Annotated in this window: 17 protein-coding genes; 14 read left to right on the top strand and 3 right to left on the bottom strand. The window is 63.1% G+C overall.

Annotated elements, in window-relative coordinates:
• Positions 1-66: 66 nt before the first annotated feature.
• Positions 67-1,692, top strand: coding sequence for a ribonuclease Y (rny, locus tag HMPREF9153_RS09415; RefSeq protein ID WP_004811574.1), 1,626 nt, complete (start codon positions 67-69; stop codon positions 1,690-1,692).
• A gap of 55 nt (positions 1,693-1,747) precedes the next feature.
• On the opposite strand, the gene HMPREF9153_RS09410 is transcribed toward rny, so the two are convergent.
• Positions 1,748-2,647, bottom strand: coding sequence for an aldose 1-epimerase family protein (locus tag HMPREF9153_RS09410; RefSeq protein ID WP_004811572.1), 900 nt, complete (start codon positions 2,645-2,647; stop codon positions 1,748-1,750).
• 181 nt (positions 2,648-2,828) lie between these two features.
• On the opposite strand from HMPREF9153_RS09410, the gene HMPREF9153_RS09405 reads away from it, so the two are divergent.
• Positions 2,829-4,370, top strand: coding sequence for a YfcC family protein (locus tag HMPREF9153_RS09405; RefSeq protein WP_004811569.1), 1,542 nt, complete (start codon positions 2,829-2,831; stop codon positions 4,368-4,370).
• A 49-nt stretch (positions 4,371-4,419) separates the two neighbouring features.
• The gene (miaB, locus tag HMPREF9153_RS09400) at positions 4,420-5,904 is read left to right on the top strand and encodes a tRNA (N6-isopentenyl adenosine(37)-C2)-methylthiotransferase MiaB (protein ID WP_004811566.1); all 1,485 of its coding nucleotides are present in this window, start codon (positions 4,420-4,422) and stop codon (positions 5,902-5,904) included.
• Positions 5,905-6,057: 153 nt separating this feature from the next.
• On the opposite strand, the gene HMPREF9153_RS09395 is transcribed toward miaB, so the two are convergent.
• A complete protein-coding gene (locus HMPREF9153_RS09395; RefSeq protein WP_004811565.1) occupies positions 6,058-6,258 on the bottom strand; it encodes an antitoxin in 201 nt (66 codons plus the stop codon).
• Between the two features lie 117 nt (positions 6,259-6,375).
• On the opposite strand from HMPREF9153_RS09395, the gene miaA reads away from it, so the two are divergent.
• From miaA to HMPREF9153_RS09375, 4 genes are all read left to right on the top strand, one after another.
• Complete coding sequence (gene miaA / locus HMPREF9153_RS09390; RefSeq protein ID WP_015582822.1) at positions 6,376-7,335, top strand: tRNA (adenosine(37)-N6)-dimethylallyltransferase MiaA; 960 nt, start codon at positions 6,376-6,378, stop codon at positions 7,333-7,335.
• A 4-nt stretch (positions 7,336-7,339) separates the two neighbouring features.
• The gene (gene dapF, locus HMPREF9153_RS09385; RefSeq protein WP_004811563.1) at positions 7,340-8,164 is read left to right on the top strand and encodes a diaminopimelate epimerase; all 825 of its coding nucleotides are present in this window, start codon (positions 7,340-7,342) and stop codon (positions 8,162-8,164) included.
• A gap of 122 nt (positions 8,165-8,286) precedes the next feature.
• Positions 8,287-9,738: a GTPase HflX gene (hflX, locus tag HMPREF9153_RS09380; protein WP_036979780.1), complete on the top strand. Its 1,452-nt coding sequence runs from the start codon at positions 8,287-8,289 to the stop codon at positions 9,736-9,738.
• A complete protein-coding gene (locus HMPREF9153_RS09375; RefSeq protein ID WP_004811561.1) occupies positions 9,728-11,776 on the top strand; it encodes an ATP-dependent DNA helicase in 2,049 nt (682 codons plus the stop codon). Before hflX ends, HMPREF9153_RS09375 begins: the two co-directional genes overlap by 11 nt.
• A gap of 9 nt (positions 11,777-11,785) precedes the next feature.
• Here HMPREF9153_RS09375 and HMPREF9153_RS09370 read toward each other — a convergent pair whose 3' ends face one another.
• Positions 11,786-12,469 (bottom strand): LexA family protein, encoded by a 684-nt coding sequence (locus HMPREF9153_RS09370; protein ID WP_004811560.1) that lies wholly within the window; start codon positions 12,467-12,469, stop codon positions 11,786-11,788.
• A gap of 283 nt (positions 12,470-12,752) precedes the next feature.
• Between HMPREF9153_RS09370 and HMPREF9153_RS09365 the strand changes: the two genes are divergently transcribed.
• The 7 genes from HMPREF9153_RS09365 to hrpA all read left to right on the top strand — a co-directional run bounded on the left by HMPREF9153_RS09365 (position 12,753) and on the right by hrpA (position 23,245).
• Entirely contained in the window at positions 12,753-13,103 is a 351-nt protein-coding gene (locus tag HMPREF9153_RS09365; protein ID WP_004811555.1) for a hypothetical protein, read from the top strand.
• Positions 13,104-13,328: 225 nt separating this feature from the next.
• Positions 13,329-13,835, top strand: a complete 507-nt coding sequence (gene nrdR, locus HMPREF9153_RS09360; protein ID WP_015582816.1) for a transcriptional regulator NrdR — start codon at positions 13,329-13,331, stop codon at positions 13,833-13,835.
• An 81-nt stretch (positions 13,836-13,916) separates the two neighbouring features.
• Positions 13,917-16,766 (top strand): vitamin B12-dependent ribonucleotide reductase, encoded by a 2,850-nt coding sequence (locus HMPREF9153_RS09355; RefSeq protein WP_015582815.1) that lies wholly within the window; start codon positions 13,917-13,919, stop codon positions 16,764-16,766.
• A 195-nt stretch (positions 16,767-16,961) separates the two neighbouring features.
• The gene (locus HMPREF9153_RS09350) at positions 16,962-17,888 is read left to right on the top strand and encodes a T3SS (YopN, CesT) and YbjN peptide-binding chaperone 1 (protein ID WP_004811552.1); all 927 of its coding nucleotides are present in this window, start codon (positions 16,962-16,964) and stop codon (positions 17,886-17,888) included.
• 89 nt (positions 17,889-17,977) lie between these two features.
• Positions 17,978-18,832, top strand: a complete 855-nt coding sequence (locus tag HMPREF9153_RS09345) for a universal stress protein (RefSeq protein WP_004811549.1) — start codon at positions 17,978-17,980, stop codon at positions 18,830-18,832.
• 37 nt (positions 18,833-18,869) lie between these two features.
• Positions 18,870-19,094: a hypothetical protein gene (locus HMPREF9153_RS09340; protein ID WP_004811547.1), complete on the top strand. Its 225-nt coding sequence runs from the start codon at positions 18,870-18,872 to the stop codon at positions 19,092-19,094.
• Between the two features lie 68 nt (positions 19,095-19,162).
• Entirely contained in the window at positions 19,163-23,245 is a 4,083-nt protein-coding gene (gene hrpA, locus HMPREF9153_RS09335; RefSeq protein ID WP_004811545.1) for an ATP-dependent RNA helicase HrpA, read from the top strand.
• Positions 23,246-23,297: the final 52 nt, after the last annotated feature.

The following is a 23,297-nucleotide window of genomic DNA, read 5'->3' as shown; positions in this document are numbered from 1 at the left end:
CCTGGCACCGACGTCAGGGGGGCGACGGTGCAGCTCCGAGTCAGGATGTGAGGAAGGGTAGAGGTCATGCTCATCGCACTCGTCGTGGTGGCGGTGCTCTCAGTGGCAGTCATCATTGGCTGGCTGGCAGATCGTCGAGCCATTGGCAGGAGGGCGGAACGAGCAGAGTCAGAACGCGATGCGAAGGCATTGGAGCTATCCCGCAGCGAGGAGCGCCTGGTGCGTGCGACTCAGGATCTTGCGGACAGTCGTGACGAGACCGAGGCAGCTCGCGCTGCGCTCGAGTCCAGTCGAGTGCGGCTCGCTGATGAAGAGCGTCGAGCCGATCATGCCGAGCAGGCTCGCCACAGCGCCGAGGCCCTGCTTGAGATCAACCAGCGCTCTGCCGAAGAGTTGACAGAGCGTGATCGTCAGCTGCGCGAAGCCCGTCGCCACCTCGACGACGGCCTCGACAAGCTCGAGAGGGAGCGCTTGGAGTTGGCGGAGCGCAGCTCCCACCTCGACGAGCGGGACGCCGAGCTCGATCGACGTGACGAGCAGATTGTCGCGGAGCTGGAGCGCGTCGCCGGGATGTCCCTTGGCCAGGCCCAAGACGAACTGGCAGAGCACCTCGGCAGAGAGTCTCGTGCGGTGGCTGAATACAGTGCCCGGGCGATCATCGCCGAGGCGACGACGAACGCCGAGGGCAAAGCTCGGCACATCGTGGCTGATGCCATTCAGCGGTGTTCCTCCGAGATGGTTGCCGACACCGTCGTCAGCGTCGTTCCACTGCCCAGCGACGAGATGAAGGGTCGCGTCATCGGGCGAGAAGGCCGCAACATCCGCACCTTCGAGCAAGTGACGGGAGTCACGGTCCTCATCGATGACACTCCGGGCATCGTCTTGCTGAGCTGCTTCGACCCCATGCGGCGCGAGGTGGCCCGACAGGCTCTCGTAGATTTGGTCGAAGACGGTCGCATCCACCCCATCAGCATCGAGAAGGCTCATCAGCGAGCCGTCGACCACATCGAACAGATGTGCCTGGAAGCCGCGTCCGAGGCGCTGTCCGAAGCCGGGATCGGCGACATTGACGATCGGCTCCTCCCCATCCTCGGGTCTCTGCGCTTCCGGACCTCCTACGGCCAACAGGTGCTCGATCACTGCGTCGAGTGCGCCCGACTCGCGGCCACCCTGGCAGCCGAAATCGGTGGCGACGTCGACACCTGTCGTCGTGCGGCCTTCCTGCACGATCTCGGTAAGTCCCTCACCCCGGGGGTTGGGGGAACCCACGCGGCCATCGGTGCCGAACTGGCACGACGCCATGGGGAATCCGATGAGGTCGTGCATGCCATTGCAGCTCACCACGATGAGATTGAGCCCGTGAGCGTCACGGATCTCATCGTCAAGGCTGCCGATGCAATCTCTGCGGCCCGCCCAGGAGCACGTCGAGATTCCTTGGAGGCCCATGTCCGCCGGATGGACACCATCGAGGAGATTGCCACCAGCTTCTCCGGGGTCGAACGGGCATTCGCCCTGCAAGCTGGACGTGAGGTCCAGATTCTCGTCGATCCGGGTACGGTGGACGATCTGCACGCATCCCGACTTGCACGCCAGATCGCGTTGGCGGTGGGGGAGCAGGTCACCGTGCCAGGACGCACCAGGGTTACCGTCATCCGCTCCTTCCAAGCCGTGGAGACGGTGGGAGAATCCTGAGCCACCAGCCCTTGTGGAAACGTGGTGGTTCGGGATGCCGTCCCGAGCAGCCAGCTCAGGCGATTCCCCAGGTGAGGGCGACCTCGTCCCCGGATTCCAGGCGGATGGCGTCTCCATGGGTGGGGCCCTCGTTGAAGGCGTCCGGCCCGCATGTCATCGGTTCGACGGCGAGGCTGAGGCGGTCATCTGGAGTGTAAATCTGCGCCCAGCCCATGGTCGCATCTCCCCACAACTCATGGCTGGTCTCATCGCTGGTGACTTTGATGCGCCATGCCGGCGATCCAACGGTTCCTTCACGATCCAAGGTGTAGGCGGTGTCGAAGGTGCGCTGACCGAGCGACTGCCCACTCATCGTGTGGACCTCGTCCATCCCACAAATCCGCACCGGCAGAAGCCGATCGTCAACCTGCAGCCAGGATGCAAACGGGGCGTCAATCTTCCACTCATCGATGGACCCGCCGAGGCAGAAATAGGGATGGGCGGCATAGCCGAAAGGCACTGCCGTGGCCCCGACGTTCCGAGCTCTCACGGTGACCGTCAGTCCGTGATCATCCAGGTTGTGGGTCAGCCGGACATCAATCGTTCCAGGCCAGCCAGGCCGAGCCATGATCCGGATCTCCTGGGTCACCGAGGAGTCGGTGTGCTCGACGAGGTGCCACGGCGACCACGCCACCAGACCATGAATGGCATTGTTGCGATCGACCTCGCTGATAGCCAGCTGCTGGTCAACGTCATCGAATCGGTAGCGGCCGTCACGGATGCGGTTGGGCCAGGGGAGGAGCTGCTGCCCCTGCGACGAAGCGGGGGACTGGTCGGCCTCAAAGGTCTTGATGACGTCGTCTCCGTTGTGGCGAAGACTGCGAAGGGTGGCTCCCTGCTCCGTCACGACGGCCTGCCAAGGACCGTGGGAAATCTCGTACTGGGTGCCGGTGGGGAGTATGACGTCATTGATCATGATGAAAAGCCTATCGTCCCGTCCTTTCCGGGCGCTAATTCTTAAGCCCCAGTACCTGCAGGTACTGGGTTGTTATACTATTGTTAGTCGAGTTGATAGTGCCCAACGGAGGGCAGGTGAACCGGCAGTGTCGTCGGTCCTTCCGTTGCGACGACTCACCGATGCTGAAAGTAGGTGAACCTTGTCCAACAACAATGCTACTGCGACCCGCCATCGCCTACGGGTTCCGTCAGCTTTCACAATCCTTTTCGTCCTCACAGTTCTCGCCGTTGCGTGTACATGGCTCGTCCCAGCCGGAAGTTACTCAAAGATGAGTTACTCCGCAGGTTCGCAACAGTTGGTCATTGTGGATCCTCATGGCACCATGACGAAGCATGCGGCCACCCAGGAGACCCTCGACAAATATGGGGTCGCCATGAAGATCTCGGAATTCACCTCAGGGTCCATGACGGGGTCGGTGTCAGTACCAGGCACCTATCAACGCCTGGCATCCCATCCAGCCGGTATCGGAGAGATTACGAACGGCATGGTGACGGGAACGATCGAGGCCGTCGACATCATCGTTTTCATCCTTGTACTGGGTGGCCTCATTGGCGTTGTGAGGGCTAGTGGCGCATTCGAGGCCGGTCTCGGGAGACTCACTGCCAAGTCCAAGGGAAAAGAGTTCCTCCTTGTCCTTTCCGTGTCCCTGTTCATGATCGTGGGCGGAACGACGTGTGGACTCGAGGAGGAGGCAGTCGCCTTCTATCCCATCCTTGCTCCGGTCTTCATCGCCATGGGGTATGACGCTCTGGTCGTCGTTGGGTCGGTCTTTCTCGCTGGATCGATTGGTACGTGTTTCTCGACCATCAACCCGTTCTCCTCTGCCATCGGAGCGAATGCGGCCGGTATTCGACTCACCGAAGGCATGCCATGGCGTGTGGTAGGGCTGGTCGGAGGAGCGGTAGCTGTCGTCATCTATCTCGCCTGGTATTCACGAAAGGTGAAGGCAGATCCGGAATTCTCCTACGTCTGGGAGGATCGCGACGCTTTTGCGGCTCAGTGGGGTTTGGGTAATGACGGCACCGAGATGGGATTCGATTGGCGTCGTAAAGTCATCCTCGTCCTCTTCGCGTCAGCCTTTCCCATCATGGTGTGGGGAGTTATGGCCCGAGGATGGTGGTTCCCGGCGATGGCGTCATCATTCCTCGCCATTGCCATTGTCATCATGTTCATTGCTGCGACCGGACCGAATAAAATCAGTGAGAAAAAACTCGTCGATGCGTTCAGCGCAGGATCATCAAGCCTGGTGGCCGTCTCCCTCATCATCGGGTTGGCGCGTGGAATCAATCACATCCTCAATGAAGGCTTGATTTCTGACACCTTGCTGTATGAGTCAGCCAAGGTGGTCTCCCACGTCAACGGCCCCGTCTTCGTGCTGTCCCTGCTCATCGTGTTCTTCCTGCTGGGATTCATCGTGCCCTCGTCGTCGGGTCTGGCCGTTCTGGCACTGCCGATCATGGCTCCTCTCGGCGACACCGCCGGGGTGTCGCGAGCCACAGTGTTGTGCGCCTATCAGTGGGGTCAGTACGCGATGTTGTTCCTGGCACCCACAGGATTGGTCATGGCAACTCTGCAAATGCTGGACATCAGGTACTCGCACTGGCTGAAGTTCGTGTGGCCATTGGTCGTGTTCGTCCTGGTGTATGGCGGGATCCTCCTGGTCCTGCAGACGATGGTGTGAGGGACGGGCTGGTCCGGTACGTGGGCTGATGACGTAAAGTGTTCGCGCCATGCCCAGTAACACCGTGCGGCAGACCGAGGCCCCGACCTACCGGGTCGTGACCTACGGATGCCAGATGAATGTCCATGACTCCGAGCGCATTGCCGGTCTCCTCGAGGAGGCCGGCTACGTTCCCGATCCCAGAACCGACACCTTGGCGCCGGCTGACGTCGTCGTCTTCAACACCTGTGCAGTCCGGGAGAACGCCGACAATCGTCTCTACGGCACCCTCGGCCACATGGCCTCGGTGAAGTCGGCTCACCCCGGTATGCAGCTGGCCGTCGGCGGCTGTATGGCTCAGAAGGACAAGGACACGGTCGTCGCGCGGGCACCATGGGTGGACGTCGTCTTCGGCACCCACAACGTGGGCTCCCTGCCGGCCCTGCTCAAGCGCGCCCGTCACAATGCCACGGCCCAGGTGGAGATCGAGGAGTCCCTGGTCACCTTTCCGTCGAACCTGCCCACCCGACGCGACTCGGCATACTCGGCCTGGGTCTCCATCTCGGTGGGATGCAACAACACCTGCACCTTCTGCATCGTTCCGCAGCTGCGCGGCAAGGAAACCGACCGACGCCCCGGTGAGATTCTCTCGGAGATCCGAGCCCTCGTTGACGAGGGAGTCCAGGAGATCACCCTGCTCGGTCAGAACGTCAACTCCTACGGAGTTCAGTTCGGTGATCGTGGCGCCTTCGCCAAGCTGCTGCGGGCCTGCGGTGAGATCGACGGTCTAGAGAGGGTGCGGTTCACCTCACCCCACCCGGCCGCCTTCACCGATGACGTCATCGAGGCCATGGCCGAGACCCCCAATGTCATGCCCAGCCTGCACATGCCTCTGCAGTCCGGGTCTGACGAGGTGCTGCGCCGGATGCGCCGATCCTACCGGTCCAAGAAGTTCCTCGGAATCCTTGACCGGGTGCGCGAGGCCATTCCGGACGCCGCCATCACCACAGACATCATCGTCGGGTTCCCCGGGGAGACCGACGAGGACTTCGCCGAAACCATGCGTGTCGTCGAGGAGTCGAGGTTCTCCGCTGCCTTCACCTTCCAGTACTCCATTCGTCCCAATACCCCGGCAGGGATCATGGAGGACCAGGTCCCCAAGCCGGTCGTCCAGGAACGCTACGAACGCCTCGTCGATCTCGTCGACGACATCGCCTGGCAGGAAAACAAGGCTCAGGTCGGTCGCACCGTTGAGGTGATGTTCGCCGAGGGCGAGGGGCGCAAGGACGAGGTCACCCATCGCGTCACCGGAAGGGCCCGGGACAACCGCCTGGTTCATGTCAGCTTGGCCCCAGATGACGAGGTTCCGCGTCCGGGCGACATTGGAGAGGTCGTCATCACGTCCGGTCATCCCCATCACCTGGTTGCCGATGGTGGCCTGGTGAACCTGCGCCATACCCGTGGCGGCGACGCATGGCAGATCCGTGAAGGGTCATGCGCTCAGCCCGGCGTCACCATGCTCGGTATTCCGACGATCGGCGCGGCGCAGGGCTGACAAGGGGGGTGGCTCGGAGCCTGCTGTGAAACCTATTCAGACATGCGACGAGGGATGGTGCTCAGTGAAGCACCACCCCTCGTGTCGCAGCTCATCCGCTCCCATCCGGAGCAGGTCCCCTCAGGGGACGGGCCGCGTCATGTCGTGGACGACTCAGAGGTCGCCAAGCTTGTCCTTGAGGGCATCCTGGCCCTTGTCGACCTGATCGGAGAACTTGCCGCCGGTCTTGTCGTCGACAATGTCGCCAGCCTTGTCGATGCCCTGCTCGACCTTGTCGCTGTGCTGGCTGACCTGGTCCTTGATGTCGTCCTGGTGGTCGCTGATGGCGTCCTTGGCCTTGTCGAAGAGTCCCATGTGATCTCCTTTCGGGAGTTTTCCCCCTCTCGGGGATGACCCCTTTAGGCTACACACGAGATGGTCCACTCATGTGAGGTTTTTCGCTCTACGCGTTGGCCCCGCAATGTCGTTGCCGTGCGTAAGGATGAACGTGTGAATTTGCCGGTCATTTGTCTTCTCGGGCCTACTGCCAGCGGAAAATCAGGGTTGGCGGTGCGAGTCTGTTCACGCCTGGGACGTGAAGGGCGCCCCGCCGAGATCGTCAACACTGATTCAATGGTGGTGTATCGGGGGATGGACATCGGTACCGCCACCCCTACCCTTTCCGAGCAGCGTGCAGTGAGGCACCACGTGGTGTCGATCCTTGACGTCACCGAACCCTCCTCAATCGTCCTCATGCAGAAGTTGGCGCGCGAAGCGACCGAAGAGTGCTTGTCTCGCGGTGTCGTCCCGGTGCTCGTCGGCGGTTCGGCCCTGTACACCAAGGCCATCGTCGACGAGATGACCATTCCCCCCACTGATCCGACGGTACGAGCGAAGTGGCAGAAACGTCTGGAGGCCGAAGGTCCGGAGGCCCTGCACAAGGAACTGGCACGACGGGATTCCAAGGCGGCTGAATCGATCCTGCCGGGGAATGGCAGGAGGATCGTGCGAGCCCTCGAGGTCATTGACCTCACCGGATCCTTCACCGCCACCATTCCCGACGGCACCTCCCACTGGCCTGACACGGTGCACATTGGTCTGGAACTTCCTCGTGAGGACATGGATCGACGGATAGCCGATCGCGTCGACCAGATGTGGGAGAACGGACTGGTCGACGAGGTTCGTGCCTTGGTCGACGTCGGATTGAGGGACGGCCTCACGGCAAGTCGAGCGCTGGGATACCGGCAGGTGCTGGAGTTCCTTGACGGCGAGTATGACGAGGAGGAGGCCCGTCGTCGTACCGTGACCGGCACCCGCCGCTTCGCCCGGAAACAGCTCATGTGGTACCGCCGGGACGAGCGTATCGAATGGTTCAATGCACTTGATCCCGATCTCGACGACAAGGTTGTGGCGCGGGTGTTGACCGCCCTGTCCACCGACGAGGAGGATTGACGACATGACGACGACGTTCTGGAAGGCACACGGGACCGGCAATGACTTCGTCATCGTCGACCGCCCCGAGCCCCTGACCCCTGGGCAGGTGCGGTGGCTGTGCCACCGTCGATTCGGTATCGGCGGCGACGGCACCCTGCAGGCTCTGCGGGCCGGCGACGTCGCCGGGTGGGACGGCGATCCGGAACTGTGGTTCATGGACTACCGCAATGCCGACGGCACCGTCGCGGAGATGTGCGGCAACGGACTACGAGTCTTCGCGCGGCACCTCGCCCGGACCGGGCGCATCGCGGGTGACGAGGCTGACGTCGCGACGCGGGCCGGTGTTCGTCACGTCACCCTGTATGACAACGGCGATGTGTCGGTGACGATGGGGACGGTCCGGGTCGAGGGCGACGACCTCACCATCGAACATCAGGACATGTGGTGGCCGGCATGCAAGGTTGACGTCGGCAACCCACACGCTGTGGTCGTGACAGACCACACCACCGTCACTGCGCTCAACCTCGACGAATCGCCCACCTGGCGTCCACGGTCGGCCTTCCCCGAGGGGGCCAATGTCGAATTCGTCGAGCAGCTGGACGGCCATTCGGTCTCGATGAGGGTCCATGAGCGCGGATCGGGAGAGACGATGTCGTGCGGTACCGGAACCGTGGCCGTGGCAGCGACGATGGCCACCCGTACCGGTCACCGTGGTCCGTGGACAGTCCATATGCCCGGTGGCCACGTCATCGTCACCCTCACCCCTGCTGACGACGGCTATGACGCGGTGCTGACGGGCCCTGCGGTCATTCTCGCGACCGGGACGGTCAGCCTTCCCGAGGAATGAGGAACACCGAGGTCAATGAACCGCCGTTGACCTGTCGGCTCCTCCTCCTACACTTGGCCCGATGACCTCGAAGCACGAGGTATTGGGGGCACGAGACAGTGGGCCAACAGGACGGGGACCGGGTGAGCGACACCGCACGATTTGACGACGAGCGCGAGGATGCGCCCGAATTCGTTGAGGACTTCAACGACGATCAGAACGAATATGACGGTGACCAGTTCGACCTGGATGCCCGGTTGTCCTTGACTCGTGTGCCGGGCATGTCGACCGACCTGTCCGACATCTCGGAGGTCGAGTACCGACAGCTGAGGCTCGAGCGAGTGGTGCTCTGTTCGGTGTGGACCAAGGGGTCGGCTGTCGATGCCGAGAACGCCATGGCCGAGCTCAAGTCACTGGCTGAGACCGCGGGGTCACAGGTCCTCGAGGCCGTCATGCAGAGGCGAACGACCCCTGATCCGGCGACCTACATCGGTTCGGGCAAGGTGGCTGAGCTCGCCGAGGTGGTCCGAGCCACCGGAGCTGACACCGTCATTTGTGATGGTGAACTCGACGCCGCTCAGCTTCGAAACCTCGAGGACCGCGTCAAGGTCAAGGTGGTGGACCGGACGGCGTTGATCCTCGACATCTTCGCCCAGCACGCTCGTAGCGTGGAAGGTCGTACTCAGGTCGAATTGGCCCAGCTCAACTACCTCAAGCAAAGGCTGCGTGGCTGGGGCGGAAACCTCTCCCGTCAGACGGGTGGTCGCGCCGCTGGTGGCGCCGGTATCGGTGGTCGTGGCCCCGGTGAGACCCGGATCGAGACCGACAGACGACGTATCGGTCATCGCATCGCTGTGCTGCGTCGTCGTCTCAAGCGCATCGAGTCCACCCGTGCCTCCAAGCGGGCTGATCGCCTTCGCAACAAGGTACCCTCCGCCGCCATCGTCGGATACACCAACGCGGGGAAGTCCTCCCTGCTCAACCGGCTGACCCGTGCCGGAGTGCTCGTCGAGGATGCCCTCTTCGCCACCCTCGACCCCACCACCCGTCGTACCACGACGGCGGATGGTCGCGTCTACACCCTCACCGACACCGTCGGCTTCGTGCGGCATCTTCCCCACGACCTCGTCGAGGCCTTCGCCTCGACCCTCGAGGAGACGGCAATGGCAGACGTTCTGGTGCACGTCGTCGATGCATCTGACCCCGACCCCATCGGGCAGGTCGACGCCGTGCGTGGTGTGCTCGCGGGAATCGGTGCCAGCGACATTCCTGAAATCCTGGTACTCAACAAGATTGATCGTCTCGACGACGACACCATCTTGACGTTGCGGTCGACCTTTCCCAGTGCCCATGTCATCTCGGCTCATACCGGAGAGGGAATCGACGACCTCGTAACAGCCATCGAGGGGTCGCTGCCGGTGCCGTCCCAGAAGGTTGACGTGGTCATGCCCTATGCGCGCGGAGACCTCATGGACAAGATCCACCGCGACGGAACGATCGAACTCATTGACCACACCGCCGATGGCACCCATGTCATCGCCCATCTTCATCCTGCGCTGGCCGCTGAGGTCGAGGAGGCGTGTCATGGCGCGTGAGCCGGCTGAGGTCAGCAAGATGTGTCGCGATCTCCTCGGCGTAGCCGTCTCCCAGATGGGGGGTCAGGAGAGATCTGGCCAGGTGACGATGGTCGAGGCCGTCGACCAGGCGATGCGTGAGGAACTGCACCTCTTGGTTCAGGCCGGAACCGGAACCGGAAAATCCTTGGGGTATTTGGCGCCTGCTCTGGTCCATTGTGTCGAGGAAGGGGCGCAGGTCGTCGTCGCCACTGCCACCCTTGCCCTGCAGACGCAGCTCGCCCACAAGGACATTCCGGCAATTCTCGACGCCTCGGACAAGGTCCTGTCCCGTAGGCCGAAGGTGGCCGTGCTCAAGGGGCGCAACAACCACGTCTGTCTGCACAAGGTTCGCGGTGGATCGGCGGGGGCCAGAGGACAGGACGCCCTGGTCCCTGGGGCTGATCTCGCGGCTGAGGCCGAGGACACCAGGGAGGCTGGGACGGCGCCGGCCTCCGCACTAGGCGCCGAGGTCGTCATGCTGCGTGAATGGGCCGAGAAGCAGGTCGAGGAGTCGGGGCTCGGCGATCGTGATGACGCACCTCCGCACACTCCGTTGGCGTGGGCCCAGGTAAGTGTGCCAGCCAACGAGTGTCTAGGGGCTCAGCGCTGTCCCTTCGGCAGCGAGTGCCTCTCCGAAGCAGCCCGTGAGAAGGCCCGAAAGGCTGACCTCGTCGTCACCAACCACGCCATGCTCGCGATCGATGCGCTGAACGGTAACAACGTGTTGCCGGAGCACGACACCGTCATCATCGACGAGGCCCACGAGCTGGTGGATCGGTTCACCGGGGCTGCTTCCAAGGGGCTGTCTCCCTCCCTCGTGACGATGACGTCGAAACGGGCCTCGACATGGCTTGACGACGACGTGAGCGCTGATCTGCTCAATCAGGCGGACGTGCTGGCCAGAGCCTTGGAAGCGACCGCGCCGGGACAGGTCACCGAGCCCGAGGCTCAGGTCATACAGGCGTGCACGGTATTGCGAGATCTAGCCAGGGAAGCAGTGAGCCAGTTGGGTCGACGGGACGAGGATTCCAGGGAATCCGTCGACGCCGAGAGGGTGCAAGCTCAGGCCGCCATGCGCGAGGTTTTCGAGACCGTCGACCGCATGGTGTCGATGGCAGTTGCTGACGTGGTGTGGGTCTCGGAATCGGAGAAGGGGTACCGCAGCATTCACGTCGCTCCATTGAGCGTGGCAGGCCTGCTGCGCGAGAACGTCTTCGCGGGGGCGATCACGATCCTGACCTCGGCCACCTTGTGCATCGGCGGTAGTTTCCTGGCCACGGCAAGGAACGTCGGGCTGTTGCCACGTGAGCAGATCGAGGGGGACGCTCCGGAGGTTCTCGACACTCAGATGGGGTGGCGAGGGGTTGACGTCGGCTCACCGTTCGACTACTCGAAGCAGGGGATCCTGTATGTCGGTAAGTCCCTGCCGCGCCCGGGTCGAGATGGCATCGCGCCAGAGGTTCTCGACGATCTTGCCGAGCTGATCTGGGCCGCTGGTGGACGTACCCTCGGGCTGTTCTCCTCTCACCGCAACGCGGTGGCTGCTTCCGAACACATGCGCAGGGTCATGCCGGACATTCCGGTGTTGTGTCAGGGGGAGGGACATCTGGCCGATCTCACGCGCCGATTCACGGCTGATCCGCGGACATGCCTCTTCGGGACCTTGTCCCTGTGGCAGGGGGTGGACGTTCCTGGTGACACGTGTCGGTTGGTCATCATTGACCGGATTCCCTTCCCACGTCCGGATGACCCGCTCATGGCGGCACGGGGCAAGGCAGTTCAGGATGCTGGCGGTAATGGATTCATGACGGTGTCGGCCGGACATGCGGCCCTCCTGTTGGCCCAGGGGGCGGGCCGGCTCATTCGACGTTCCGACGATCGGGGAGTCGTTGCGGTTCTGGACCCGCGGTTGGCGACGGCGCGATATGGCGGTTTCCTGAGGGCGTCCATGCCCTCGTTCTGGACGACAACGGATCGTGAGATGGCTGTCGGAGCTCTGCGCAGGCTGGGGGAGTGACCACCAGGGTCACAGTCGTCTCATGATGGAGACGGCGCGACCGATGAGAGAAGCATCATCGAGGTTTACCGGTGAGTGAGCGGGGTTCGAGGCCATCAGCCACGGTTTCCCTCCGAGCTTGGCCAAGGAACGGATGATGGTCGTGCCACCCACTGTGGCCGCCACGAAATAGGTCTCGGGCGGGTCGTCGGGAAGGTCCGCCACGGGTAGCTGTTGGACGAGGACAAGGTCTCCGACGTGGAAATCGGGTGCCATCCCATCGTCACGGACGACGACCACCACGTGGTCTCCGTGGCTCAGTAACTGGGAGGGAACCGCGATGACAGTGTCGTGATGCTCGTCATCGGCAATTTCATTCGGGTTGAAAACCTCGATCTGAAAGGCCTGGGGTCCGTGCGGATCATTGACGTCGACGACGTCCTCAACGACCTCGAGGGTGCCGTCAGTGCGTCGCAGCAGGCCGAGATCGATGAGCGCGGAGATACGCCTCTGGACGGTCGATGTACTGGCTGCTCCCGTCATGTCAGCCAGGGCACGAACAGTCGGTGCGCGACCGTCGCGACGCAGCCCTTCCTTGACGGCGGTCAGCACCGCGTGCTCCTTGGCAGAAGGTTGACGGGTAGTGGTGAACGGGACAGCCGACGAGACGGCGGCCGAGTCCGAGGAGTCGGTTCCGGGCGTATCGGTGGTCATGCCAGTCACGGTATAGGTCGGGTACGACAGTTCCCCGTCGGCTCTGTTTGATGGTTGTTCCGGAGCATGGGGACGGCGTCGATCTGAGCTCTCAGGAAACCTGTGAATTGCTTCTGACTAGGTTGTTCTCCTGGTGTTCCAGTCTGATGACGGTGAACCTGTCGGTCGGGTCGGATGTCATGGATGGTGTCGGCGGAGGTTGTGCCGCCGGGCCCTTCCCCGGGATCCATTCCGGGGACCGCTGACGGGAGCGGATGGCTCTCGTCGACAGAGAGGTGATCCGATGAGTGCTCAGACGTACGAGTGGGATGTTGAGACGACGACCAGTCGGCAAGGTGACCTGGTCATCGGACCGTGGCAGGATGAGCTGGCCGAGCCGGTGGTCGTCATCGATCGTCAGGAATTGATGGCAGGGAGTCCCAGTGCCGTCGCACGCCATGAACCCGCCCACGATCGGTTCTGGGACGTCGCCGTGATGGCTACCGTTGTCGTGATGATCGTTGGTGTGATCCTGTCCCTGGGACGCCTTGGTCAGGTGTGGCAGGGCAACTCCGAGAGCGGTCACCCCGACCCGGCTGCCGTCGTCCAGACCGATGGACATCAGTCGGACGACCTGCCTGATATCAGGTCCTGACGGTGGAAGGTGGTCGTGTGGACTGAGCATCTTCGGCGTGTCACGCGTGGCAGCTTGACGAACGATCAAACGACATCCTCAATGATCCCTCTCGACACCAGATGTTGTGGTGAGTAACCTCACCATCCCTACAAGTTGTGTTTTCGGTCCAAATTCGGAGTAGTCTTCTGGATCGACGGCGTATCTGCCGTTCGGAACCCAGCAAGGTCGGGGAAGGAGGCGACGATGCGCTGTCCGTTCTGTCAGCATGACGACTCACGAGTCCTGGACTCCCGAGTCTGCGAGGACGGCACTGCGATCCGTCGGAGACGGCAGTGTCCCGTGTGTGAACGACGGTTCACCACCATCGAGCGCATGCAGATGACGGTTCACAAACGCAACGGCATCGAAGAACCCTTCTCCCGAGACAAGGTGATCCGTGGTGTGCGCAATGCATGCAAAGGACGCCCGGTCACGGATGCCGACCTGGCCTTGTTGGGTCAACGCGTCGAGGACGGCCTTCGAGCCCGAGGAGTCGCGGAGATTCCGAGCGACGAGATTGGGTTGGCAATCCTGGGCCCACTTCGTGAGCTGGATCCCATCGCCTATCTGCGGTTCGCAAGTGTGTATCTCAATTACGACACCATCGAGGACTTCGCCACCGAGATCGATCGGTTGCGCGATGAGTCTCCCGAGAAAGTGCGGTCCCCGGGCCGCAAGCGGCCTTCGAAGCAGGACGAGCCGCTGTTCTGACGAGCCGTGGCCAAGTGCGCCTCAGCTCACGACAAGTACCGACACCAAACCACCCGTATCACCGAATATCTAGAGGGAGCCATGACCGAGACCAAGTCCGCACCACGCAGGACGAGCCGCTCCAAGGGGCTGCACGTCGAGCGCACCTTCAGCACCGAGGGTATCCATCCCTACGACGAGGTGACGTGGGAGCGTCGCGACGTCGTGCAGACGAACTGGCGCACCGGTGACGTGGTCTTCGAACAGCGCGGAGTCGAGTTCCCCGACTTCTGGAGCGTCAACGCCTCGACGATCGTCACGAACAAGTACTTCCGTGGCGCCCTGGGCACTCCTGCCCGTGAGGACAGTCTCAAGACTCTCATCGACCGTGTCGTCAAGACCTACGTGACGTCCGGACGTGAAAACGGCTACTTCGCCTCTGAGGAGGACGCCAAGGTCTTCGGTGAGGAGCTGACCTGGCTGCTGGTCCATCAGTACTTCAGCTTCAACTCCCCGGTGTGGTTCAACGTCGGTACGACGAGCCCTCAGCAGGTCAGTGCCTGCTTCATCCTCTCGGTGGACGACTCCATGGAGTCGATCCTCAACTGGTACCGGGAAGAGGGATTCATCTTCAAGGGTGGCTCTGGTGCCGGTCTCAACATTTCCCGTATCCGTTCTTCCAAGGAGCTGCTGAGCTCCGGCGGTACTGCTTCCGGCCCGGTGTCCTTCATGCGCGGCGCCGACGCGTCTGCCGGAACCATCAAGTCCGGTGGCGCCACCCGTCGCGCTGCCAAGATGGTCGTCCTTGACATCGATCACCCGGACGTCGAGGAATTCATCGAGACCAAGGCTCGCGAGGAGGACAAGATCCGCGCCCTGCGCGATGCCGGCTTCGACATGGACCTGGGTGGCCGCGACATCACCAGTGTCCAATACCAGAACGCCAACAACTCGGTGCGCGTCTCGGATGCCTTCATGACGGCGGTCGAGCAGGGCAAGTCCTTCGGGCTGACTTCCCGCACCGAGCCGGGCAAGGTGCTCGACACCGTCGATGCCAAGGAGCTCTTCGGCAAGATCGCCCAGGCTGCCTGGGAGTGCGCTGACCCCGGTCTGCAGTACGACGACACCATCAATGCTTGGCACACCAACCCGAACACCGGTCGGATCAATGCCTCCAACCCGTGCTCGGAATACATGAGCCTGGACAACTCCTCGTGCAACCTGGCCAGCCTCAACCTGCTGAAGTTCCTCGACGAGAATGATCACTTCGACGTCGAGAAGTTCACCAAGGCCGTCGAGCTGGTCATCACCGCGATGGACATCTCCATCTGCTTCGCCGACTTCCCGACCGAGGCCATCGGGGAGACCACCCGCAACTTCCGTCAGCTCGGAATTGGGTACGCCAACCTGGGTGCCCTTCTCATGGCCCTGGGCCTGGGATATGACTCTGATGGTGGACGTGCTCTGGCTGCTGCCATCACCTCCGTCATGACCGGTGTCTCCTACCGACGCTCCGCCGAGTTGGCGGCCATCGTCGGTCCTTATGCTGGCTACGCCGAGAATGCCGAGCCGCACCAGGCCGTCATGGCCAAGCATCGCGACGCCAACCGCCAGGTTCATCCGCTGCACGACAATGACACCACCGTCCTCGCTGCTGCCAAGGCCGAGTGGGACAAGGTCGTCAAGCTGGGCCGTACCAATGGCTTCCGCAACGCCCAGGCCTCGGTGCTGGCCCCGACCGGCACCATCGGCTTCATGATGGACTGCGACACCACGGGCATCGAGCCGGACTTCTCGCTGGTGAAGTTCAAGAAGATGGTCGGTGGTGGCTCGATGCAGATCGTCAACCAGACGGTGCCGCGTGCCCTCAAGAACCTCGGCTACACCCCTGAGCAGTCCGAGAAGATCGTGGCCTACATCGCCGACAACGGTTCGGTCGTCGGAGCTCCCGGCCTGGACGAGGCCCACTACGAGGTCTTCGACTGCGCCATGGGCACCCGCTTCATCGCGCCGATGGGCCACGTGCGGATGATGGCTGCCGTCCAACCCTTCCTGTCTGGTGCCATCTCCAAGACCGTCAACCTGCCGGAGTCCTCCACCGTCGAGGACATCGCCAACGTCTACATGGAGGGCTGGAAGCTCGGCCTCAAGGCCCTGGCCGTCTACCGCGACAACTGCAAGGTTGGCCAGCCTCTTTCCGAGGTCAAGAAGGAGGAGGAGAAGGCCGAGCCGGAGGTTCGCATCGAGTACCGGCCGCGTCGTCAGCGTCTGCCGAAGTCGCGCATGGGCCGCACGACGAGCTTCCAGGTCGCTGGAGCTGGCGGTTACCTCACGACTGGTGCCTACGATTCCGGCCGCTTGGGCGAGATCTTTCTCAAGCTCGGCAAGCAGGGTTCGACCTTGGCCGGCGTCATGGACGCCTTCTCCATCGCGGTGTCCATCGGTCTGCAGTACGGCGTGCCGTTGGAGTCCTTCGTCCAGAAGTTCTCCAACCTCAAGTTCGAGCCTGCTGGTATGACTGACGACCCGGACATCCGGATCGCCTCGTCGATCATCGACTACGTGTTCCGTCGTCTGGCCTTGGACTACCTGGACTTCGACGAGCGCGCCGAGCTGGGTATCTACACCGCCGCTGAGCGTGCCCGATACGTCGAAACCGGCTCCTACGCGTCAGACGAGGAGGAGGGCGGGCTCATCGACTCCGAGACCCTCAAGGACACCCCGGCCGACCGCGTCCGGGTGCACGAGGACGGTGCCAACCAGCCCGGGCTCTTCGCTGCTCAGGAGGCTGTTGAGCGAGTCGCTGGTGCCCACACCAGTGCCGAGCTGCTCGAGGAGCAGATGGGCCGTGAGGTCGATGCCCCGCTGTGCATGACCTGCGGAACGAAGATGCGTCCGTCAGGATCCTGCTATGTCTGCGAAGGCTGTGGATCCACCAGCGGTTGCAGCTGATGACGTCATGATCTGATCAGGTGGCCGGGGTACAGCAGAGGTTGTGCCCCGGCCCTTGGCGTGTGCGCGTCATCGCACCCGTCGGCTTCCGGATGCCGAGGCCCATGCGTGTGTCCAACCATGCACGTTCACCAGATGGCACCGGAAGACGAGCACAGGCTGCACATCTGCCTCCGGACCTACTAGGTTGGAGGCATGGACGAGCCACCAGACTTCGCGTTCGACCTGGATCGCAGTACGGCACAGGCCTGGGACCAGTTCACCGAGCGTCTGGCCGAGGTCGTCTCCGTCATTGACGACGATGGTGAGTTGACGATCTCGACCATGTCAGCGCGCAATGACCCCACGCCCTTCATCCGGTTCGTGCAGGATGACCCCGATCACAGTAATGACACCGCGATGATTCTGGCCGAGGCGTCGAGCAACAGCTGTCTACCGGACAGCTCTCAGCTCACCCCCGGCCAGCTCGACGGACTGAGCTCCCTGGGATGGCAGAACCCCGGAACCTGCACCTCTCACAAGACTGACAACTACTGGGTCTACCGAAGCCAGGATGACAGTGAACAGCTTGCTGAGCTGGCGGTGACGACCCTGCGCGACATCTTCGGTGTCCCCCACCCGGTCTTCCTGGCCCCCGACCAGCTCGCGGAGATTCTGCAGCCCGAACCTCCGCTGTCTCCCACCGAGGCGGCCAGCGTCCCCGCCATCATGCCGGTCGACAAGGATCACCTCGACCGCCTCGTGGCCGACGAGCTGTCCCAGATCTTCGGACACCCCGCCATTCGCGACAGCGAGGGAGATTTCGCCATCCGGGTGGGCACCTGCATGGTGTTCGTGCGAACCACTCCTGACGCCTCTGAACTACTGCTCTTCGCAGCTCTCGTCCATAACATTGAGGGACGGTCTCGAGCCGTCGAGGTGCTCAACGACCTCAACGTCCAGTCCCGCTACGGACGCTTCGCCCTGCATCAGGACCGGGTCTTCGTCACGATGTCAGTGATGGCTCGTCCGTTCGTTGCGGCGCACTTGCACCAGGCAGTCTCCATCATGTCCAGGCTAGCTGACGGGTTGGACAACGAACTGGCTCGCAAGCTGCACGGCAGAACCACTTTTGAAGAATGATCCGGACCCGATCCCTTTGTCACAAGGCAAGTGGTGGGACAATGTGACAAGGGGTTGACGCCCCTGACGTCTCACTGAGGAGGACCACCATGACCGACGATCGAACCTCGTCAAGGACTCGCCGTACCACCGTCATCGTTGGAGTCGACGGCTCGGAGGACGGCCTGCGCGCCGCCCGGTACGCCGCAGGATCCGCGATCAGGAGAGACGCCGATCTCATCGTCCTTCACGCTGTTGACGATGCTGCTGTCGCCGGTGCCTGGGGTGTTGTCTATGACCCGACCGCTCTGCAGGACGCCGGCCAGGTCGTCGTCGATGACGCCATCAACGTCGCCAAGGGGCGCGGCATGGATCCCGATCGCATCTCGGGTGAGGTGGTTCTGGGTAACCCAGCGGCCATCCTTGCCGACCGCAGCGCAGACGCCCAGCTCGTCGTTGTCGGTCGTCGCGCCAGCTCCGGACTGGAGCGGATGTTCGTCGGATCGACCTCTGTGGCGGTGGCTGGCATGTCCGCCGCACCTGTTGTCGTCATCTCCCGTGCGTCGAACCCGGACCCGACCGGTGGCAAGAAGTGTGTGGCCGTCGCCGTCGGCCCCCAGAGCGCAGGAACTGCCGCCCTCGGATTCGGATTCGCCGAGGCGGACCACCGTGGCTGCAAGCTACTGGCCGTGACCGTTCCCGGGCAGGATTCCCAGAAGGTCCACGCCGAAGCACTCAAGCGACTCAACGAGGTCGTCAAGCCCGTCGCCGACGAGCATCCCGACGTCGAGGTTGAGACTCGAGTGCTCTCCGGTGAGCCAGTGGACGCCCTGGTCGACTTGTCCGGCGATATCGACCTCCTCGTCATCGGCATGAAGAAGCACCCGATCCTGGGATGGACCGCTGGCGGAGTCAGCCGTGGCATCATGGCCCACGCCCAGTCTCCGTTGGCCATTTGCCACTGACCTGTCGGCTCGAAGGACTACCAGTGGTTGTCCCGCCGTGTGGTTGGTCCTCGAGGCAGTCTTGGACGAGGACGACTGGTCGATCTCCCAGCGCGCAGCCTTTCACGCTCTGCGGCTTCGCAAGGAGGCGCAGTCTCCACTGGTTGCCGGCACTGTCTTCGGGCCCCATTGTGGCATTATTTGCGGCTGGCTATGCGTGGGGATCGACCAGATCACCGAGGCACTCGACCGGATCCAGCGGATGGAGATCTTCACGGCTTGACCGACGAGACGGTGGTTAGCACGAGCCCGTCGCTGAGTGTCAGACCTCTCACATAAACTAAATTGGCCATGCCTGATTCACGACTGGAAGGTGAGCTGCCCGGTGGGGGAGTCGTCGCCTTCGACACCGAGCTTCCCATCGCGGCGCATGCCGACGAGATCGCAGACCTCATCCAGGACCATCAAGTCGTGGTGGTCGCTGGTGAGACAGGTTCGGGAAAGACCACCCAGCTTCCCAAGATCTGCCTGGCACTGGGGCGTCGACGCATCGCTCACACCCAGCCTCGCCGGATTGCCGCGCGCAGCGTCGCCGAACGCGTCGCGGAGGAGATGGGGGTCGATCTGGGGGAACAGGTTGGCTATCAGGTGCGATTCACTCGTCGCGCCACCTCTGACACTGCGCTGACGGTCATGACCGACGGTGTGCTGCTGGCCGAGATCTCCCATGATCGTGACCTGCGCGCTCACGACACCATCATCATCGACGAGGCTCACGAGCGTAGCCTCAATATCGACTTCCTGCTGGGCTACCTCAAGCAGCTACTGCCACGGCGTCGCGACCTCAAGGTCATCATCACCTCGGCCACCATCGACACCGCGAGGTTCGCGGCCCACTTCGACGACGCTCCCGTCATCGAGGTCTCCGGACGGACCTATCCCGTCGAGGTGCGGTACCGGCCCCTGGACCCCTCGGAACAGGTCCGCGCCGATGACGAGGATGAGGACGAGGAGCTCTCGGAGCGCCCCCCGACTCCTGCCCCGGTCGATACGAAGGACGAGGTCATCGACCAGGTCACCGGTATCTGCAAAGCTGTCGAGGAACTCACCCGGGAAGGAGAGGGCGACATCCTCGTCTTCCTGGCGGGCGAGCAGGAGATCCGGGAGACCACCGAAGCCCTCGCCGACCTCAGACTGGTCAACACCGAGATTCTGCCGCTGTTCGCTCGGCTGTCGGCCGCCGAACAGCATCGGGTCTTCACCCCGCACAGCGGCCGGCGCATCGTGCTGGCCACAAACGTCGCCGAGACCTCCCTGACGGTGCCGGGCATCCGTTACGTCATCGATCCTGGAACCGCTCGTATCTCGCGGTACTCGGTGCGTACCAAGGTGCAACGTCTTCCCATCGAGCCGGTCTCCCAGGCCAGCGCGAATCAGCGGGCCGGACGATGCGGTCGCGTCGCTCCCGGTATCTGCATCCGTCTCTACTCAGAGGCCGACTTCGCGTCACGTCCCGAGTTCACCGAGCCCGAGATCCTGCGCACCAACCTGGCCGCCGTCATCCTCCAGATGGCCCAGGCTCGACTCGGTGCCATCACTGACTTCCCCTTCGTCGAGCCGCCCGATCGCTCCCGGATCAATGACGGAATCCGCCTGCTCGACGAGCTGGGAGCCCTTAAACCTGGCCACCGGGACGCTCCCAGACTGACCAAGATTGGCCATCAGCTTGCCCGCGTCCCGCTGGATCCGCGTCTGGGGCGCATGCTGCTTGAGGGGTCGAAACAGGGCAGTCTCGCTGAGGTCCTCGTCATCGTCGCGGCACTGTCCATCCGCGATGTCAGGGAGCGCCCTGCCGAGAAGCGGGAGGAGGCCGACAGCTTCCACCGACGCTTCGCCACCGAGGCGAACCTGCTGCAGACCCTCCGGGCCGTCGACGACGCCGACAACAACCGGGTGGGGGACTGGTCCCAGGTTCGTCAGCAGGTACACCGGCAGCCCGCCAACGCCCCGACACCGGGGACACCGGCCCGTCACACCCCTCACACCAATTCCCGTCCGGGCAAGCCTGCCTCTCAGCCCCAGCCTGGTGGGATCGACGAGGGCGGGGACATCATGGCCATCCACCGACTGTGGCGCTACCTGAGTCATCAGCGTCGGCAGATGGGATCCTCGGCGTTCCGTCGTATGTGCCGGGCTGAGTACATCAATTACCTGCGCGTGCGCGAATGGGGCGACCTGCACGGCCAACTGCGCCAGATCGCCAAGGAGCTGCACCTGGAGGTCAACCGCACGTCGGCTCCCACTGACCGTGTTCTCGTCGCATTGTTGTCCGGCCTGCTCTCCCACATCGGTCTGGCCCAGGTTCGGGAGTCCTCGAAGCGTCGCGGCCAACGTCCTGGACCCCAGGAGTACATCGGTGCTCGCGGCACCAAGTTCGCCATCAATCCCGGATCCCTGCTGGCGCGCAAGTCCCCGGAACTCGTTGTCGCCGTCGAACTGGTGGAGACCTCCCGGCTGTGGGCCCGGACGGTGGCCGCCGTCCAGCCGGAGTGGGTGGAGGAGGTCGCCGGACCGCTCATCAAGCGTTCCTGGGCCGCTCCGCACTGGGCAGCCTCGACGGCCTCCGTGGTCGCCACCGAGCGGGCGGTCCTCTTCGGGGTACCGCTGTGGGCAGATCATCGCGTCAACTACGGGCGCGTAGACCCGGTCGTCTCCCGACAGATCTTCATCCGTTCCGCCCTGGTGGAGCGGGACTGGCGATCCAATCACGGTTTCCTCAAACACAATGACCGGGTTCGGGACGAGGCAGTCGACCTCGAGGAACGTAGCCGTCAGCGCGGATTGGTCGCCGACGACGACGTCATCTTCGCCTTCTACGACCGTCGTGTTCCGGAAGGCGTCGTCTCGGGATCCCATTTCGACGCCTGGTGGAGACGAGTCCAGGATCGTCACCAACTCGACCTGTCCCTTGATGACCTCGTCGACTCCGACTCGGTCGACGCCGACGCCTTCCCCGACCATTGGAAGGTTGGCAATCTCGATCTTCCGGTGCGTTACGTCTTCGAACCTGGATCCGGCCATGACGGTGTCACCGTCACCATTCCGCTGGCCCTGCTCAATCAGGTTCCGACCGCTCCTTTCAGCTGGCAGGTTCCGGGTCTGCGCACCGAGTTGGCCACCGAGCTCATCCGGGCCCTCCCCAAACGGATCCGGACCCAACTCGTCCCCGCTCCCGACCGTGCCCGAGCTGCGCTGACCTGGCTCGAGGACAACGACGCTGACCGTCAAGCCCCTTTCACCGAAGAACTCGGGCGAGCATTGCGGGCTCTCACCGGGGTCATCGTGGAAGCCGATGGCTGGAACACCGCAGCCATCCCAGCGCACCTGCGGGTCGGGTTCGACATCGTTGACGCCGAGGGGCGCACCGTCGGCAAGGAGCCCGGGAAGAAGGGCAGGAACAAGCCGACCTTCTCCCAGCCCAAGCACGTCGCCAGGTCCGAGGACCTGGAATCCCTTCAGACCGATCTGGCCACCAAGGTCTCGCAATCCTTGACCAAGGCCGCCGGACGACCCCAGATCCATGGGGCGACGCAGTGGACCTTCGATCCGATCCCGGAACGGGTTGACCTGTCGCGCAAGGGGGCTGACGCCGTCGGCTACCCCTGTCTGGTTGATGAGGGAACTGCAGTCGGTAGCACCGTTCTCGACACTCCGCAGGCTCAACGCGCCAGCCACGCCGCAGGAGTCGTCAGGCTGCTCGTCCTCACCCTGCCCGATCCGACGAAGTGGGTCGTCTCGCACATGGACAATGGCACGAAGTTGGCGTTGGCGACCTCGCCATATCCCACCGTGCCGGCATTGTTAGCAGATGCGCGTCACAAGGCGGTTGCCTCGGTTGCTCATGAGAAGGCGGGGGATCTGTCGGGGATTCGGGCGAAGGAGGCCTTCGACGACCTTTCCCTGGCTGTCCGTCAGGACCAGGCCGATCGGATGGCCCGAGTGGTGCGCACCGCCGGGCGGATCCTCACCCGACTCGTCGACGCCCGTCAGGCCCTGGCAATGGTTTCGGATCCGGCAATTCGCGCCGACATCACCACTCAGATTGATGACCTCGTCTTCGAGAACTTCATCTCGGCCACCCCGGATCCCTGGTACGACGACATGCCGCGCTGGATCCAGGGGGTGAGCGTGCGCATCGAGTCCCTCATGACGAATCCGACGCGCGATCCCCGCCAGATGGCTGAGTTGGAGCCGCTTCTGGTCGAGTACGACGCCCTGTGCGAGGAACAGCCGGCTGGCAAGCTTCCCGCCGAGATCGAGGAGATCGGGTTCATGTTGGAGGAGCTTCGCGTCCAGTACTTTGCCCAGCGCCTCGGGACCAGGGTCACCGTCTCCCCGAAACGGATTCGCTCCGCCATGAACAAGGTGTCCTGAACACAGCCATGAACACGTTCACATGGAGTGAGCGAGAGGCCGGATCCATCGC

It is taken from the genome of Cutibacterium avidum ATCC 25577, from assembly GCF_000227295.1.
Classification (GTDB): Bacteria; Actinomycetota; Actinomycetes; order Propionibacteriales; family Propionibacteriaceae; genus Cutibacterium; species Cutibacterium avidum.
This window is presented reverse-complemented; position numbering and strand designations above follow the sequence as displayed.